The 15,485-nt window shown below is 36.8% G+C and carries 14 protein-coding genes and 2 riboswitches; of the genes, 3 read left to right on the top strand and 11 right to left on the bottom strand.

The features are described 5' to 3' along the window. Positions 1-205: 205 nt before the first annotated feature. The 6 genes from B5P40_RS31540 to groES form a co-directional block, all read right to left on the bottom strand. Complete coding sequence (locus B5P40_RS31540) at positions 206-1,711, bottom strand: sensor histidine kinase (RefSeq protein ID WP_002124847.1); 1,506 nt, start codon at positions 1,709-1,711, stop codon at positions 206-208. Beyond that, positions 1,695-2,396, bottom strand: a complete 702-nt coding sequence (locus tag B5P40_RS31545; protein ID WP_113710508.1) for a response regulator transcription factor — start codon at positions 2,394-2,396, stop codon at positions 1,695-1,697. The genes B5P40_RS31540 and B5P40_RS31545 overlap by 17 nt, the downstream gene beginning before the upstream one ends. A gap of 145 nt (positions 2,397-2,541) precedes the next feature. Continuing rightward, positions 2,542-3,867, bottom strand: a complete 1,326-nt coding sequence (locus B5P40_RS31550) for an NCS2 family permease (protein ID WP_002091603.1) — start codon at positions 3,865-3,867, stop codon at positions 2,542-2,544. A 127-nt stretch (positions 3,868-3,994) separates the two neighbouring features. Continuing rightward, positions 3,995-4,096: riboswitch (purine riboswitch) on the bottom strand. A 155-nt stretch (positions 4,097-4,251) separates the two neighbouring features. Next, on the bottom strand, positions 4,252-5,790 hold the full coding sequence (gene guaA / locus B5P40_RS31555; protein WP_142936382.1) for a glutamine-hydrolyzing GMP synthase: 1,539 nt from the start codon (positions 5,788-5,790) through the stop codon (positions 4,252-4,254). Between the two features lie 165 nt (positions 5,791-5,955). Continuing rightward, a riboswitch (purine riboswitch) is annotated at positions 5,956-6,057 on the bottom strand. A gap of 139 nt (positions 6,058-6,196) precedes the next feature. Then, on the bottom strand, positions 6,197-7,831 hold the full coding sequence (gene groL, locus B5P40_RS31560) for a chaperonin GroEL (RefSeq protein WP_002029451.1): 1,635 nt from the start codon (positions 7,829-7,831) through the stop codon (positions 6,197-6,199). Between the two features lie 37 nt (positions 7,832-7,868). Beyond that, positions 7,869-8,153 (bottom strand): co-chaperone GroES, encoded by a 285-nt coding sequence (gene groES / locus B5P40_RS31565; protein WP_002009985.1) that lies wholly within the window; start codon positions 8,151-8,153, stop codon positions 7,869-7,871. Between the two features lie 403 nt (positions 8,154-8,556). Here groES and B5P40_RS31570 point away from each other — a divergent pair, with 403 nt between their 5' ends. Then, positions 8,557-9,306, top strand: coding sequence for a CPBP family intramembrane glutamic endopeptidase (locus tag B5P40_RS31570; protein WP_113710510.1), 750 nt, complete (start codon positions 8,557-8,559; stop codon positions 9,304-9,306). Then, positions 9,303-9,494, top strand: a complete 192-nt coding sequence (locus B5P40_RS31575; RefSeq protein WP_001246201.1) for a YdiK family protein — start codon at positions 9,303-9,305, stop codon at positions 9,492-9,494. The genes B5P40_RS31570 and B5P40_RS31575 overlap by 4 nt, the downstream gene beginning before the upstream one ends. A 29-nt stretch (positions 9,495-9,523) precedes the next feature. On the opposite strand, the gene B5P40_RS31580 is transcribed toward B5P40_RS31575, so the two are convergent. Then, complete coding sequence (locus B5P40_RS31580) at positions 9,524-10,153, bottom strand: redox-sensing transcriptional repressor Rex (RefSeq protein ID WP_000372704.1); 630 nt, start codon at positions 10,151-10,153, stop codon at positions 9,524-9,526. A 187-nt stretch (positions 10,154-10,340) separates the two neighbouring features. Between B5P40_RS31580 and B5P40_RS31585 the strand changes: the two genes are divergently transcribed. Next, on the top strand, positions 10,341-12,263 hold the full coding sequence (locus B5P40_RS31585) for an ABC-F family ATP-binding cassette domain-containing protein (RefSeq protein ID WP_100248488.1): 1,923 nt from the start codon (positions 10,341-10,343) through the stop codon (positions 12,261-12,263). 413 nt (positions 12,264-12,676) lie between these two features. Here the strand turns inward: B5P40_RS31585 and tsaD are convergent, their stop codons facing one another. Genes tsaD through tsaE form a run of 4 tightly spaced genes read right to left on the bottom strand, consistent with a single transcriptional unit; the run spans position 12,677 to position 15,296 of the window. Continuing rightward, positions 12,677-13,693 carry a tRNA (adenosine(37)-N6)-threonylcarbamoyltransferase complex transferase subunit TsaD gene (gene tsaD, locus B5P40_RS31590; protein ID WP_002029447.1) on the bottom strand — a complete coding sequence of 339 codons (1,017 nt, stop codon included), beginning with the start codon at positions 13,691-13,693 and terminating at the stop codon, positions 12,677-12,679. After that, positions 13,693-14,136, bottom strand: coding sequence for a ribosomal protein S18-alanine N-acetyltransferase (gene rimI / locus B5P40_RS31595; protein ID WP_002063534.1), 444 nt, complete (start codon positions 14,134-14,136; stop codon positions 13,693-13,695). Before rimI ends, tsaD begins: the two co-directional genes overlap by 1 nt. A gap of 13 nt (positions 14,137-14,149) precedes the next feature. Then, entirely contained in the window at positions 14,150-14,842 is a 693-nt protein-coding gene (tsaB, locus tag B5P40_RS31600) for a tRNA (adenosine(37)-N6)-threonylcarbamoyltransferase complex dimerization subunit type 1 TsaB (RefSeq protein ID WP_002091610.1), read from the bottom strand. Beyond that, positions 14,823-15,296 (bottom strand): tRNA (adenosine(37)-N6)-threonylcarbamoyltransferase complex ATPase subunit type 1 TsaE, encoded by a 474-nt coding sequence (tsaE, locus tag B5P40_RS31605; protein WP_016101417.1) that lies wholly within the window; start codon positions 15,294-15,296, stop codon positions 14,823-14,825. The genes tsaB and tsaE overlap by 20 nt, the downstream gene beginning before the upstream one ends. Positions 15,297-15,485 lie beyond the last annotated feature (189 nt).

Raw genomic sequence — 15,485 nt, forward strand, 5'->3', positions numbered from 1 at the left:
TGCGACTCCCTTATGTTAACATCTTCGTTAGTTAATGTCAACTAAGTTTTTTATTTCGTTTGTCGCTTTCTGCGTTGTTGCTATCGGCGACTTGTTTTATATTACACCTCTAAACTCTAATCGTCAATATGTTTTTCTAAAAAAATATAAAAAGGCTTATTCTTTTAAAATAAGCCTTTTTATCCTATAACATTCTATTCATTTATTATTTTTCTATAATTGGTAATGAAACGATGAACTGAACGATCCCGTCCTCATACTCAGCTCGAATACTACCACCTTGCAACTCAACAATACTTTTCGCAATAGCTAATCCGAGCCCCGAACCTTCTGTTACTCTACTTCTAGATTGATCTTTCTTATAAAACCGTTCAAACAAGTTCCCTAACTCTTCTCTCGTAAACTCTTCACTATGATTCGCAATAACAATTTGTATGTTCCTGCGCTGCCTTTGAAGAGAAACTTTTATCTCTCCGTCATCTTTACTATACTTAATTGCATTCATTAGTAAGTTGTCGAATACACGAACCATCTTTTCCGAATCAATCATCGCATATGCACGTTCCTCAGGAAACTTCTTAACAAACATAAGGCCATGCTCTTCCGCTTGTGGTACTAACTCTTCTATTAATTGATCAAGTAACTCATTTACACACACTTCCTGTTTTTCTAATACAACTTGTTCATTCGTTAACTTCGTATACTCAAATAAATCTTCTATTAAATTCTTTAACTGCTCCGACTTTGCAAAAGCAATTCTCGTATACTCATCATGTTGTTCTTTATTTTCATATTTAGAATCTCGAAGTAATCGCAAGTAACCCATTATAGAAGTCAGTGGTGTACGTAAATCGTGTGATACATTCGTAATAAGCTCATTCTTTTGCTTCTCTAATTTACGTTCCTTTTCTATATTATTCATAAGCTCTTCCGCCATATTATTAATATTCTCAGTTAATGACGCAATCTCATCTTCACCTTTTTTCTCAATACGGTACGCTAAGTTTCCTTTTTCTATTTCCTTTACACCTTGTGCCATCGCTTCAATTTGCTTCATCTTTCTCTTTGTTATATAGAAGAAAGAGAAAATAAATACAAGTACACCTATGAAAAACGGAAACGGTCCTTCTTGCGTATCATATATTACTTCACCTTCTGGAATCCCACTAACAAACATGTATAAATTCTTATCTTCTATTGTAATAGGTGCAAAAGCTATAAATTCTTTTCTCGTACTTTCAAATTCTTTTCTACCATTCATATAATTAATCGCAAACGATGATGCATTACGAATTGTATTATGCAAATCAATTTGCTCTTCTTGCGCCTGCTTCGTTTTATATAAAACTTTACCGCTCTCGTCAGTGACCAATACTTTTAAAGCTCTAGAGTTTTGTTCTAAATTTTGATTCTCTATTTCAATCATAGTTGATATAGCTTCTAATTTATTTTCATGAACTGAACTATTTGCGACGCTTTGAGCTTGTTGATTAATTTGTTCCATACCAACCCGATAATCGATCGTCGCCTCTCGATTCGCATTCTCAAAAAACGGTGCTGCTGCCTTCGCTGACAAAATCCCTAACAACGCACAAGCAGTAAACGCAGTAATAAGTTGAATTCGTATACTCCGTTTCACACTCTTCACTATCTTTCCAATTAATTCTCGAATTTTCCTAACATAAGTAAATGGATTAAATATCTTTTTCAATCTTATACCCCACTCCCCATACTGTTTTTATATATATTGGCTTCCTTGGATTCTCCTCAATCTTTTCACGCACTTTCCGAATATGAACCATTACCGTGTTATCCGACTGGAAAGATCTTTCGTTCCAAACCTTTTCATAAATTTGTTCCGCACTAAAGACCATCCCCGGATTACGGACTAGTAATTCTAAAATTGAAAATTCCCTCGGGGTCAGTTTCACTTCTTCTCCATCCACAATGACTGTATGAGTGGAGATGTTTATTTTCATCTCTCCAATTTCTAACTCGTCCTCATTTTGAATAGCAAAGCCATTCATTTTCATATAACGACGTAGCTGAGATTTAATTCTTGCGATTAACTCTAACGGATTAAACGGTTTTGCTACATAATCATCTGCACCTGTTGTTAATCCTAAAATTTTATCCATATCTTGCGTTTTTGCCGAAAGCATAATAATCGGCATTTCCTTCGCTTCCCTTACTTTCATACACATATGAATACCATCTACTTTCGGCATCATAATATCTAATACGACTAAGTGCACTTCATTTTCTTCTAATATACGTAACCCTCCTTCTCCGTCCCCTGCTTGCAGTACTTTATATCCTTCGTTCTTTAAATAAATTGTAATAAGGTTCCTAATTTCTTTTTCATCATCTACGACAAGTATTGTTTCCCCGGCCATACTATCTCCCCCATCACTTTTTTAATCCCTAACTTCTATTATAAGAAAACTTCTGAAGAAAAACGCTCGGAAATCCTTAAGATTTTCTGAAGACGCAAAAAAGGTCTAGACTCCCCTCAAGTCTAGACCTTTCAAAAAACCCCTTTTATTTACGAACGTAGATGAAATATAGTACGAATAAAACTCCCATAACATACATAATTGGATGAATCTCTTTACGACGACCACTCACAACCATTGTAATTGGATAGAAGATAAACCCGATTGCAATTCCTGTTGCGATACTATACGTAAGTGGCATTGAAATGATAGTAAAGAACGCTGGCACTGCAATCTCGAATTTCTTCCAATCAATTTCTCCTAAAGATGAAACCATCAAGATTCCTACAATAATTAATGCTGGCGCTGTTACAGCTGGTGTCACAACACTTAATAGTGGTGAGAAGAATAGTGCCAGTAAGAAGAACCCTGCTGTTACAACCGCTGTAAATCCAGAACGTCCTCCTGCTGCTACCCCCGCAGACGATTCAATGTAAGACGTTGTTGTTGATGTACCTAAAATCGCACCAATTACAGTTGCAATCGCATCTGCAAATAACGCTTTACCTGCACGTGGTAATTTATTGTTCTTCATTAATCCCGCTTGATTCGCAACCGCTACAAGCGTACCTGCTGTATCAAAGAAATCGATAAAGAAGAACGTTATAATAACAATCGCCATTTCAACAGTGAAAATGTCTCCAAAGTGAGTTAATGCTACCCCGAACGTTGGTTCTAGACTCGGTATTGCTCCCACTACAGCTTTTGGTGTATCAATTAATCCAGTCGCTACTCCTAAGATCGCCGTAAGGATCATACCGTAGAAAACTGCACCATTTATTTTTTTAATCATGAAAATGATTGTAGTAACAACTCCGAAGATTGCTAGTAACGTTGTGCCCTTTGTTAAGTCCCCCAACCCAACAAGAACAGCATCATTCTTTACGATAATTCCAGCGTTTTGGAATCCAAGGAAGGCAATGAATAATCCAATACCCGCCGCTACTGCAAACTTTAACTCTACTGGAATTGCATTAATGATTTTTTCACGAATACCTGAAGCAGTAAGAATAATAAAGATAATACCTGACATTAATGTTCCAGCAATTGCCGTTTGCCACGGAATTCCCATCGTTAACACCGCTGTATAAGCAAAGAACGCGTTTATTCCCATACCTGGCGCTAAAGCAATCGGATACTTCGCAAATATCCCCATAATTAACGAACCAATCGCCGCTGCTAATGCTGTAGCAACGAATACTGCACCTGGATCCATTCCTGTACCTGCCGGTAATCCTTTAACATTTCCAAGCGACAGCGTAGCAGGATTGACAAATAGTACGTAAGCCATAGATAGAAATGTCGTTAAACCTGCTATGAACTCTGTTTTATAATTTGTGCCGAGTTCATCAAACTGAAAATAGCGTTTCATCTTACGTTTCCCCCGTTATATGATTACTCGCCGTATTTCCCCTAGCCCTCTTTTATCTATAAAAATAAAAAAGGCTTCCATTGCATATACATGGAAGCGTTCTATGAATAAAGACAAGTTTCCCCGCATCTTTATCAAAACGCCTCGTAGTCAAGCCATTTACGGTAGCTAGGTAGAAACTTTCGGGCCATATCCCCGATATTATACGACGGCATAATATTCACTTTTCGTTTGAATTACATACTCATATTAACTCGAGGAGGTGGTTTTGTCAATTTAAAAACGAACATTTTTATAAACTTTTATATTTTCGTTCGTATTAAGGGTAAAAACAAAAAAATCCATCTATACATGAACGATAGATGGATCTTTTTTATTACAATACTATTCCCACTCAATAGTTGCTGGTGGCTTACTCGTTATATCATACACGATACGGTTAACGTGTTTTACTTCGTTTACGATACGTACAGAGATTTTCTCTAATACGTCCCAAGGGATACGTGCCCAGTCAGCTGTCATACCGTCGATAGATGTTACTGCGCGGATACCTACTGTGTAATCATAAGTACGCTCGTCACCCATAACACCTACACTACGCATACCAGGAAGCGCAGTGAAGTATTGCCAAACTTCGCGGTCTAATCCTGCTTTTATAATTTCTTCACGTAAAATCGCATCAGATTCACGAACGATTTCTAATTTCTCTTCTGTAATTTCACCTAATACACGAATACCAAGACCAGGGCCTGGGAATGGTTGACGCCATACGATTTCATCAGGAATTCCTAGTTCTGATCCTAATACACGTACTTCGTCTTTAAATAAAGTATTTAAAGGCTCAATTAATTTGAACTGCATGTCTTCTGGAAGTCCACCAACGTTATGGTGAGATTTAATTGTTTGTGCAGTTGCTGTACCACTTTCAACGATATCCGTGTAAAGTGTACCTTGCGCTAGGAAGTCCATTCCTTGTAATTTAGAAGCTTCATCATCAAATACGTAAATGAATTCATTACCGATGATTTTACGTTTTTGCTCTGGATCTTCTACACCTTTTAACTTGTTCATGAAGCGCTCTTGTGCATCCACTTTAATAACGTTCATATGGAAGCCTTCGCTAAATGTTTTCATAACACCTTCTGCTTCATCTTTACGAAGTAAACCGTGGTCCACGAAAATACATGTTAATTGGTCACCAATTGCCTTATGAATTAATACTGCTACAACAGAAGAGTCTACACCGCCACTAAGTGCGCATAATACTTTTTTGTCTCCAACAGTTTCACGGATCTTCTCTAATTCTACTTCAATAAAGTTCTCCATGTTCCATCCTTCAGAACAATCACATACGCCGAATACGAAGTTTTTAATTAAATCGTTACCGTGCTCAGAGTGACGTACTTCTGGGTGGAATTGTACACCGTATAAGTTTTCCGCTTCATTGCTCATACCAGCAATTGGACAAGACTCACTTGTTGCGTCTACTACGAATCCTTCAGGTAAACCAGTTACTAAGTCACCATGACTCATCCATACAACTTGCTCTTCTGGAAGGTTCGCATATAATTTTGATTCGTTCTCTACTTTAAGAACAGCTTTTCCATACTCACGGTGGTTGGCACGTTCTACTTTACCACCGAAGTGTTGTGTCATAAGCTGCATACCGTAACAAATACCGAAAATCGGTAATCCTAGTTCAAAGATTTTTTCATCACAATGTAATGCGCCTTCACCGTATACACTATTTGGTCCACCAGAGAAAATAATCCCTTTTGGATTCATTGCTTTAATTTCTTCTGCAGTAATTGTATGCGGATGAAGTTCACTGTATACACCGAACTCACGAATTCGACGTGCTATTAACTGATTGTACTGACTCCCAAAATCTAAAACGATAATTGTATCATGCTGCTTCTTCAAAATAATCACCCCAACGTTAGTTCTCGTATATAAATATTTTCACCAATTTGGCGAAAAGCATTACTAATATAATAAAAAAAGCCAGTCCTCCGCCTCTAGTCTCATGACAAAGAAAAGGCAGGGGTCTGGCTTTATAAAGAAAGATAGTCTTCCGCTCTTTATAAATATAAGACGCACTGCCTTCATAGTCAGGTTGTTTACGGTAACCCGGTAGAGACTCTCAAACCATATCATCGAGGATATATGAAGGATTGTTTTATATTATCTTCCTAGATTCTAACAATGAAGTATCGGTATGGTCAAGAGAGAAAGCGACAAAATTCTACAGAAATTATTTTCCTGCGCTCAAAAGCATAAAAAAACATCCACTTCTATATAGAAGTGGATGTTTTTCGGGAGAACGGAATTACATCATTCCGCCCATACCGCCCATGCCCATGCCGCCCATGTCAGGCATTGCTGGTGCATTTGGTTCTGGCTTGTCAGCAACTACAGCTTCAGTTGTTAAGAACATAGCTGCAACAGATGCTGCGTTTTGAAGTGCAGAACGAGTTACTTTAGCTGGATCTACGATACCAGACTCAAGCATGTTAACCCATTCGCCAGTAGCTGCGTTGAAACCAACGCCTACTTTTTCGCCTTTTAGACGCTCTACAACTACAGATCCTTCTAGACCTGCGTTGATTGCGATTTGACGAACTGGCTCTTCTAGTGCACGAAGTACGATGTTGATACCTGTTGCTTCGTCGCCTTCAGCTACGATAGAAGCTACTTTTGTGTATACGTTCATAAGTGAAGTACCACCACCTGCAACGATACCTTCTTCTACTGCTGCACGAGTTGAGTTAAGTGCATCTTCAATGCGAAGTTTACGCTCTTTTAACTCAGTTTCAGTTGCTGCACCTACTTTAATTACTGCTACACCGCCCGCAAGTTTAGCAAGACGCTCTTGTAATTTTTCACGATCGAATTCAGAAGTAGTTTCTTCTAATTGCGCGCGGATTTGACCGATGCGAGCTTCGATTTGTTGTGAATTTCCAATACCTTCAACTACAGTTGTGTTTTCTTTCGTTACAACAATTTTACCAGCGCGTCCTAAAGATTCAACTGTAGCAGATTTTAAGTCACGTCCTAATTCTTCAGTGATTACTTCGCCACCAGTTAAGATTGCGATATCTTCTAGCATTGCTTTACGACGGTCACCAAATCCAGGAGCTTTAACAGCAACTACATTGAATGTACCACGAAGTTTGTTCACTACTAATGTAGCTAACGCTTCGCCTTCTACATCTTCAGCAATGATAAGAAGTGGTTTACCTTGTTGTACCACTTGCTCTAATACTGGTAAGATTTCTTGGATGTTAGAAATCTTTTTGTCAGTAATTAAAATGTATGGGTTATCAAGAACTGCTTCCATTTTGTCAGAATCAGTAATCATGTAAGGAGATGCATATCCACGATCAAATTGCATACCTTCTACTACGTCTAATTCTGTTGTGAATCCTTTAGATTCTTCTAAAGTAATAACGCCGTCGTTACCAACGCGCTCCATTGCTTCAGCGATTAATTGACCTACTTCTTCGTCAGCCGAAGAAATAGCAGCTACTTGTGCGATAGAGGATTTACCTTCGATTGGTTTAGAAATCGCTTTTAATTCTTCAATTGCAGCAGTAACAGCTTTTTCGATACCTTTACGAAGACCCATTGGGTTTGCACCAGCTGTTACGTTTTTAAGACCTTCACGAATCATAGCTTGCGCTAATACAGTTGCAGTTGTCGTTCCGTCACCAGCTACATCGTTTGTTTTGCTAGCAACTTCTGCTACTAATTTCGCACCCATGTTTTCGAATGCATCTTCTAATTCGATTTCTTTTGCGATTGTTACACCGTCATTTGTAATAAGTGGTGAACCGAATTTTTTCTCAAGTACAACGTTACGACCTTTTGGTCCAAGCGTTACTTTTACTGCGTTTGCAAGAGTGTCGACACCGCGAAGCATCGAACGACGTGCTTCTTCACTAAATTTAATATCTTTTGCCATAATAATTGACCCCCTTGGATTTTTAAAATGTATATAATTAACCGATAATTGCTAAAATGTCACTTTCACGTAAAATCAAGTAGTCTGTACCTTCGTATTTCACTTCAGTACCTGCATATTTTGAGAAGATGATAAGATCACCTGCTGCTACCTCTAAAGCAACACGCTCACCATTTTCAAGCACTCGGCCTGTACCTACTGCAATAACTTTACCCTCTTGTGGTTTTTCTTTTGCAGTTTCTGGTAATACAATACCACTTGCTGTTTTTTCTTCTGCTTGAACAAGTTCAATTACAACGCGATCACCTAATGGCTTTAGCATGAACAATAACCTCCTCATTTTGTTATGTAAATTTTATTTATTAGCACTCAAGTCACACGAGTGCTAACACACTTCTAATAATAAATAATCTCAATTTCTTTTGCAAGTAAAAAAATCATAATTTTTTCGCAAATTACTTTATGCACTTTCCTATATATCATTACTTCTTCTACTGCCTTTACTATATGAATCGTTGTTCCCACTTCTTGTATGTTACAATATGAAAGACACCCTAAGTTGTTTTCGCTAAACGTACAACTTTTTCCTGTCTCCTATTTTATTTTCAAATACTTATTTACAAAAAAAAATATAATTCAAATGAAAGTTTATATCGTAGGTAGCATATTTACATGTTATCCTACCTTATCTCATACACTAGAGTTAGAAAGGATGGTTAAACCATTTGAAGAAACAATATTGGTGGATTATCGTTACATACATTTTAATGCAGTTATCTGGAATTGTTGGCTTACCACTACTCCTAAAAACAGGACTCTATGATAATAGAGGATTTACCATGGAGGAAAAAGGTCAAATCATAACGGGACATTGGGCAATCATTAGCTTCTTTGTTGCATTATGTATCGTGCTTTGGTTACTTAGAATAGATATTCGTGACAGGCATTTAGATAAAATGCGTGTTACGATCCCAGCTACAGTTGGTTGGATTATAATCGGTATTCTCTTAGCTTTCTCTTCCCAAATAATTGCCGGTATGATCGAAATGCGTCTACTAGGAATTAAACAAGGTTCGGAAAATACAATGAAGCTGATGGAAATTGCAAGAACGACACCTTGGTTCCTCATTGTTGTATCTATAATCGGACCTATCTTAGAGGAAATCGTATTTAGAAAAATTTTATTTGGCACACTTTATAAGAGATTTAATTTCTTTGTTGCTGCTATCATTAGTTCACTAGTATTCGCGGCGATTCATTTTGATTTTACTCACTTATTGGTATACACTTCTATGGGGCTCGTATTCGCCTTTTTATATGTACAAACGAAACGCATTATCGTTCCTATAGCAGCCCATGTGGCAATGAATACATTAGTCGCTATTGGACAAATTTTTATGAGCAAAGAGCAAATTCAAGAAATGATTAAAGAAGCTGAAAAAATGCAAGGCTTTATCGGAGGATTTTTAGTATGAGAAACTCACCATTGTTCATGGCTGCATTGTACTTTCTTCTTGGATGTATCTTTACACGCTTCGCCATTACGAACGTAACAGATACAATTTGGAATATGTGGACAATACTATTTGCAGTTATGGCAACAATTGATTTTAATTTGGCACTTCGCCTTATCTTAGTTAAATTCACAAAGAAAAAACAATAATAAAACGCAGAGGTCATCTCCTCTGCGTTTTATTGTGGATAATTCTTCAAAAAGTAAACAAGCGTTTGTAACTCTACAGCTAAATCAATGTGATGAATCCTTATATTCTCTGACACATTTAAGCGTGCTGGTGTGAAATTTAAAATACCATGCACGTTCGTTTCTGCCAATCTATCTGCCACAGATTGCGCTACTGTAGCGGGTACTGTTAATATTGCCACTTGTATATCAGTTGATAAACGTTCTTCTAGTTCATCCAAATGATATACAGGAATGCCTCCGATTTCTGTTCCAACTTTCTCTTCACTAACATCAAACGCCATTTCAATTTTTGTATTATTGTTTTTCGTGAAATTATAATGTAAGAAAGCGGTCCCTAAATTACCTACTCCAATAAGTGCCACACGTGTTATATCATCTTGGTCGAGTGTTTCACGGAAAAATGATAATAAATAATTTACGTTATATCCATATCCTTTTTTCCCTAACGCTCCAAAATATGAAAAATCTCTTCGAATAGTTGCGGAATCAACCTTTACCGCTTCACTCAATTCGGCTGATGAAACACGTTGCTTACCAGAAAGAGATAAGTTTTGGATAAATCGATAGTATAGAGGCAATCGTTTGGCAGTGGCCTGTGGAATTTTTTGCTGATCCATATAACCTCTCCTCTCTTCCTATCTTTATTCTTATACTTGAATCAAATACAGAAGTTTAGTACTCATGAATTTCCTTGTATAATAAAGAGAAGAAGTATTCTCTCTTTATTTTAAACTATACACTATTTTTAGTATGATTGAGAAATATAAACATGGCAAAGTTAAGAAATTATTTGAGGTGAAAACATTGATATTATTACAAGTGAATGGGCTTTCGAAATTATACGGTGCAGAAACGATTCTTGCAAACATAAAATTGGAAGTACAAACAAAAGATCGTATCGCATTAGTCGGACGAAATGGAGCTGGAAAATCTACATTATTAAAAATAATAGCTGGCGAGTTATCTCATGATGGTGGTGAAATTATAAAACCGAAAGATGTCTCAATGGGGTATTTAGCTCAAAATACCGGATTAGAAACGTCTTTAACAATTTGGGATGAAATGTTAACCGTCTTTACACACTTGCAGCAGATGGAGACAAAACTTCGAAGGCTAGAGCAAGAGATGGGAAAAGAAGAAAATTTTTCAAATGCGGCTATATATGAGAAATTATTAGCTGATTATGATCAATTACAATTAGATTATAAAGATCAAGGCGGCTATCAGTACGAAGCGGATATACGCTCAATTTTAAGCGGTCTTGGCTTCCCAGTTGAAACGCATCAGACGAAAATTTCCACATTAAGTGGTGGACAAAAGACTCGATTAGCTCTCGGGAAATTATTATTAACTAGACCAGACTTACTTATTTTAGACGAACCTACAAACCATTTGGATATTGAGACACTAACATGGCTTGAACAATATTTACAAGGCTATCCTGGCGCGATTTTAATCGTTTCCCATGACCGTTATTTCTTAGATAAACTTGTTACACAAGTATACGAAATTTCTAATAAGGAAAGCCGACGATTTGTTGGTAACTACAGTAAATATTTAGACTCAAAATCAGCTCTATACGAGCAAGAAATGAAGCGTTATGAAAAACAACAAGATGAAATTTCTAAACTGGAAGACTTTGTACAAAAAAATATAGCTCGTGCATCTACGACAAAACGCGCTCAAAGTCGCCGTAAACAATTAGACAGAATGGAAGTATTAACTAGACCATTAGGCGATTCTAAATCAGCTTCCTTCCACTTCGATATTGAAAAACAAAGTGGAAATGATGTTTTACAAGTGAAAGATGCAACTATTGGCTATTATCAGGAACCGATTATTGAACATGTAAATATGCGCTTAACTCGCGGTGACAGTGTTGCCTTAGTTGGGCCAAACGGAATTGGAAAATCTACATTATTAAAATCCATTGTGAATAAGTTACAGCTATTACATGGAAACGTTGCTTTCGGCTCAAATGTATCTGTTGGTTATTATGATCAAGAACAAGCCAACTTAACATCTTCGAAGCGAGTTTTAAATGAATTATGGGATGAATATCCCCTGCAACCCGAAAAAGAAATTCGCACTATACTAGGCAACTTTTTATTCACAGGGGATGATGTACTCAAACCAGTATCTTCTCTTAGTGGTGGACAAAAGGCTCGACTAGCTCTTGCAAAACTTATGATGCAAAAATCCAATTTATTAATTCTCGATGAGCCAACAAACCATCTTGATTTAAATAGTAAAGAGATTTTGGAGAATGCTTTAATTGATTACCCAGGTACTCTTCTATTCGTCTCTCATGACCGCTATTTTATTAATCGCGTAACGACAACCGTTGTTGAGTTATCAACAAAAGGTGCACAAGAATATTTAGGTGATTACGATTATTACGTTGAAAAGAAAAATGAAATGATTGAACGTGCGGAACTAGAGCAAGAAGATGAAGTACCTGTTCAAAAAGTGGTGGCACAAGAAAAATTAAATTATCTCGAAGAAAAAGAACGTAAACAGCTAGAGCGTCAACGTACTCGAAAAATTGAAGAACTGGAACAAAATATCGTAGGCTTAGAAGAAGAAATTGCTACGTTAGAAGATCAGCTTTGCTTACCAGAAATATATGCAGATTATGAAAAGGCTAGTGAAATTACAACTAAAAAGCAAACACTGCAAGAACAGCTTGAAGCTTGTATGGCAGAATGGGAAGAACTGCATATATAAGAGAATTTAAAAGAGGAGGATGTCTCATAAGTCGGGCTTTTTGACGAGATGACCTCCTTTTTATTTTCTGTTTTGGAATCAATACCATAATAAATGAAATTATACAAACCATTCGACAAGGATTGACAATAGTAGCACCTTATATAATAAGAGGAGGATGTTTCAAAATGTTTTTTGGACATCTCTTTGTTTTTTATTTCCCAAAAAAGAATTTCTTCAAAGGTCAGACTTCCTCTATGTTATCCACAAGATTATACACATATCCACCTTTATAATATAAACTTTCAAATAACTTTTCCACATTATCCACAACTAGATAAAAAGTTATACACATTTTATGTACACAAAAAAAACCAAATTATCAACAGATAATTTGGGTTTTATCCACAAGCTGTGGTTAATTTTGTGTATAACTATGCTTCAATATCTAATCCTGGATTTGCATTTAAAGCTAATGTAGCGCGTTTTCCTTGTTCGTATGCAATTGTACCTGCAGCCGCAATCATCGCTGCATTATCTGTGCATAAAGATAGAGGAGGAATAATTAGCTCTATATTTTCTTTTTGTGCAAATTCTGCTGCTAAACGTGCACGAAGCCCTTTATTAGCAGCTACTCCACCAGCAAGAAGCACTTGTTTTACATTGTAAGCATCTGCTGCACGAGACGCTTTCGTTACAAGTACATCTATTACACTTTCTTGGAAACTTGCTGCTAAATCTTCTGGTGCAATTTCTATACCGCGCTGTTTTGCGTTATGCACAGTGTTGATAACTGCTGATTTCAATCCACTAAAGCTGAAATCATACGAATCAGGTTCTAGCCACGCACGAGGCAAATCAATTGTTGGTTTTCCTTCATGTGCAAGGCGATCAATATGAGGACCACCTGGATAAGGCATTGATAATGTACGAGCTACTTTATCGTAAGCTTCTCCTGCCGCATCATCTCGCGTTTCACCAATCACTTCAAATGAACCATGTTCTTTCATATAAACAAGCTCCGTATGTCCACCGGATACAACAAGCGATAGTAACGGGAATTGTACTTCTTTTACTAAACGATTCGCATAAATATGACCAGCAATATGATGAACACCAACTAGAGGGATATCATGAGCAAAAGCCACAGCTTTCGCTGCATTTACACCTATTAAAAGTGCTCCGACTAAACCTGGGCCTTCTGTTACAGCAATTGCATCAATATCCTCAAAAGTGATATTCGCTTCTTTTAAAGCTTCTTCTAACACAACTGTGATTTCTTCTACATGATGACGGGATGCAATCTCTGGTACTACTCCGCCAAAACGCTTATGACTTTCAATTTGCGATGCAACGACATTCGCAATGATTTCCGTTCCATTTTTAACAACTGCTACAGCTGTTTCATCACAGCTTGTTTCAATACCAAGTATAATTATATTTTTTTCCATTATATATTCACCCACATTACAAGACCATCTTCCTGATTGTCTGCATAGTATCGTTTACGAATCCCACCATTTTGAAATCCGTATTTTCTGTATAACTGCTTTGCTACTTCATTTGACATGCGTACTTCAAGTGTCATTGTTTTTACTCCTAACCCTTTCGCTTCGGAAATGACTTCTTTCAATAAGGCATCCCCTAGCTTTTGACCTCTGTATTCCGGCAGGATAGCTATATTTGTTACATGTGATTCATCAATAATTATCCACAATCCACAATATCCAATTACGAGACCATCTTTTTCTAGCACGACATAATGTGCATGTTCATTCACCTCTAATTCACGGTGAAAGGCATCTGCAGTCCAAGGGGTTGAAAAAGATGCTTCTTCAATAGCTACAATTTGAGCAATATCATCGAGTGCCATCTTTCTAAATATCATATCCATCTTCTGTAGGCCCCTATTGTTTTTGACTTTCTAACCATTTTGTTTCAGCTTCAGCTAAACGAAGATAGCTAGGAACAAACGTATGCACGTCTTGTTCTTCTTTTTGTAATCCTAAACATGCTAATTCACTTGGTCTCGGGTTATTCTTAGTGAACGGAGCAAATACAGCTTGATCACCTAAATATTCTACAATTGTTTCTTTATGCAATTTAACATCGTTACCAATAAATAAAACAGGCTGTTCTTTATCTTTTAACATTTGCAACCAGTCAACAATAAGAATAATTCGGTCTTCTTCTATTGAAGTTATACGCTCTCCTTCATATGTATATAACCCCGTGTAAATTTGACCACGTCGGCCATCAAATAAAGGACAAATTAGTCCATTAAAATTAGTACCATTTGCAGCCACCACTTCCAAACTTGATACACCTACAATTGGTATTTGAAGTGACCAAGCTAATGTTTTTGCCGCTGTCACACCTATACGAACACCTGTATATGATCCCGGTCCAGCTGCTACAACAATTTTAGTCAATTCTTTCGGTTTTACACCGCATTCTTTTAACAGTTTCTCTACAGCTGGCATAAGACGTACAGAATGGTTTTTTGTTAAATTTGTAATGATTTCCCCAATCACGTTCCCTTCCTCAATAAGGGATACACCCATTACGTAATTTGAAGTATCAATTGCTAGTACTTTCATCTTGTAATAGCTCCTCACATAATCTAATATAGCGATCTCCAATTGGCTCGAGTACAATTTTTCTTGTATCATCTCCAGCATGGAATAAACTAATTTGCAACTTCTCATTCGGTAAATATACTTCTATTAAATGAGCCCATTCTACTACTGTAATCCCTTCACCATAGAAATACTCATCAAATCCTAAATCTTCTTCACTTTCCGCTAAACGATACACATCCATATGATATAGCGGTAATCTTCCTTTATATTCTTTAATAATATTGAAGGTAGGACTATTTACGACTCTTTTCACTCCAAGACCTTTTGCTAGTCCTTTTGTAAAAGTCGTCTTGCCAGCTCCAAGATCACCTTCTAAAATAATTACATCTTTTTCCTTTACAAGTCTCCCTAATTTTTCTGATAATCGCTGGGTTTCTTCGGAAGATTTTGTTGTTATTTCATATTTACTCACAGACTTCACCTACTTTACTCACAATGTTCTCTGCTCTTTATTATACAGGTTTTAAATATATAAAAAAGTCCTTAGGAGTTTTCCTAAGGATAGTTTGACTGTCTTTATTAGTTTTTTGTTAAAACAAATAAAAAATACGAAACAACTTGTTTCGTTCTTTTCTTTATATAAAATGGCGGTCCCGACCGG

Source organism: Bacillus sp. SRB_8 (assembly GCF_003264205.1).
Taxonomy (GTDB): Bacteria; Bacillota; Bacilli; order Bacillales; family Bacillaceae_G; genus Bacillus_A; species Bacillus_A mycoides.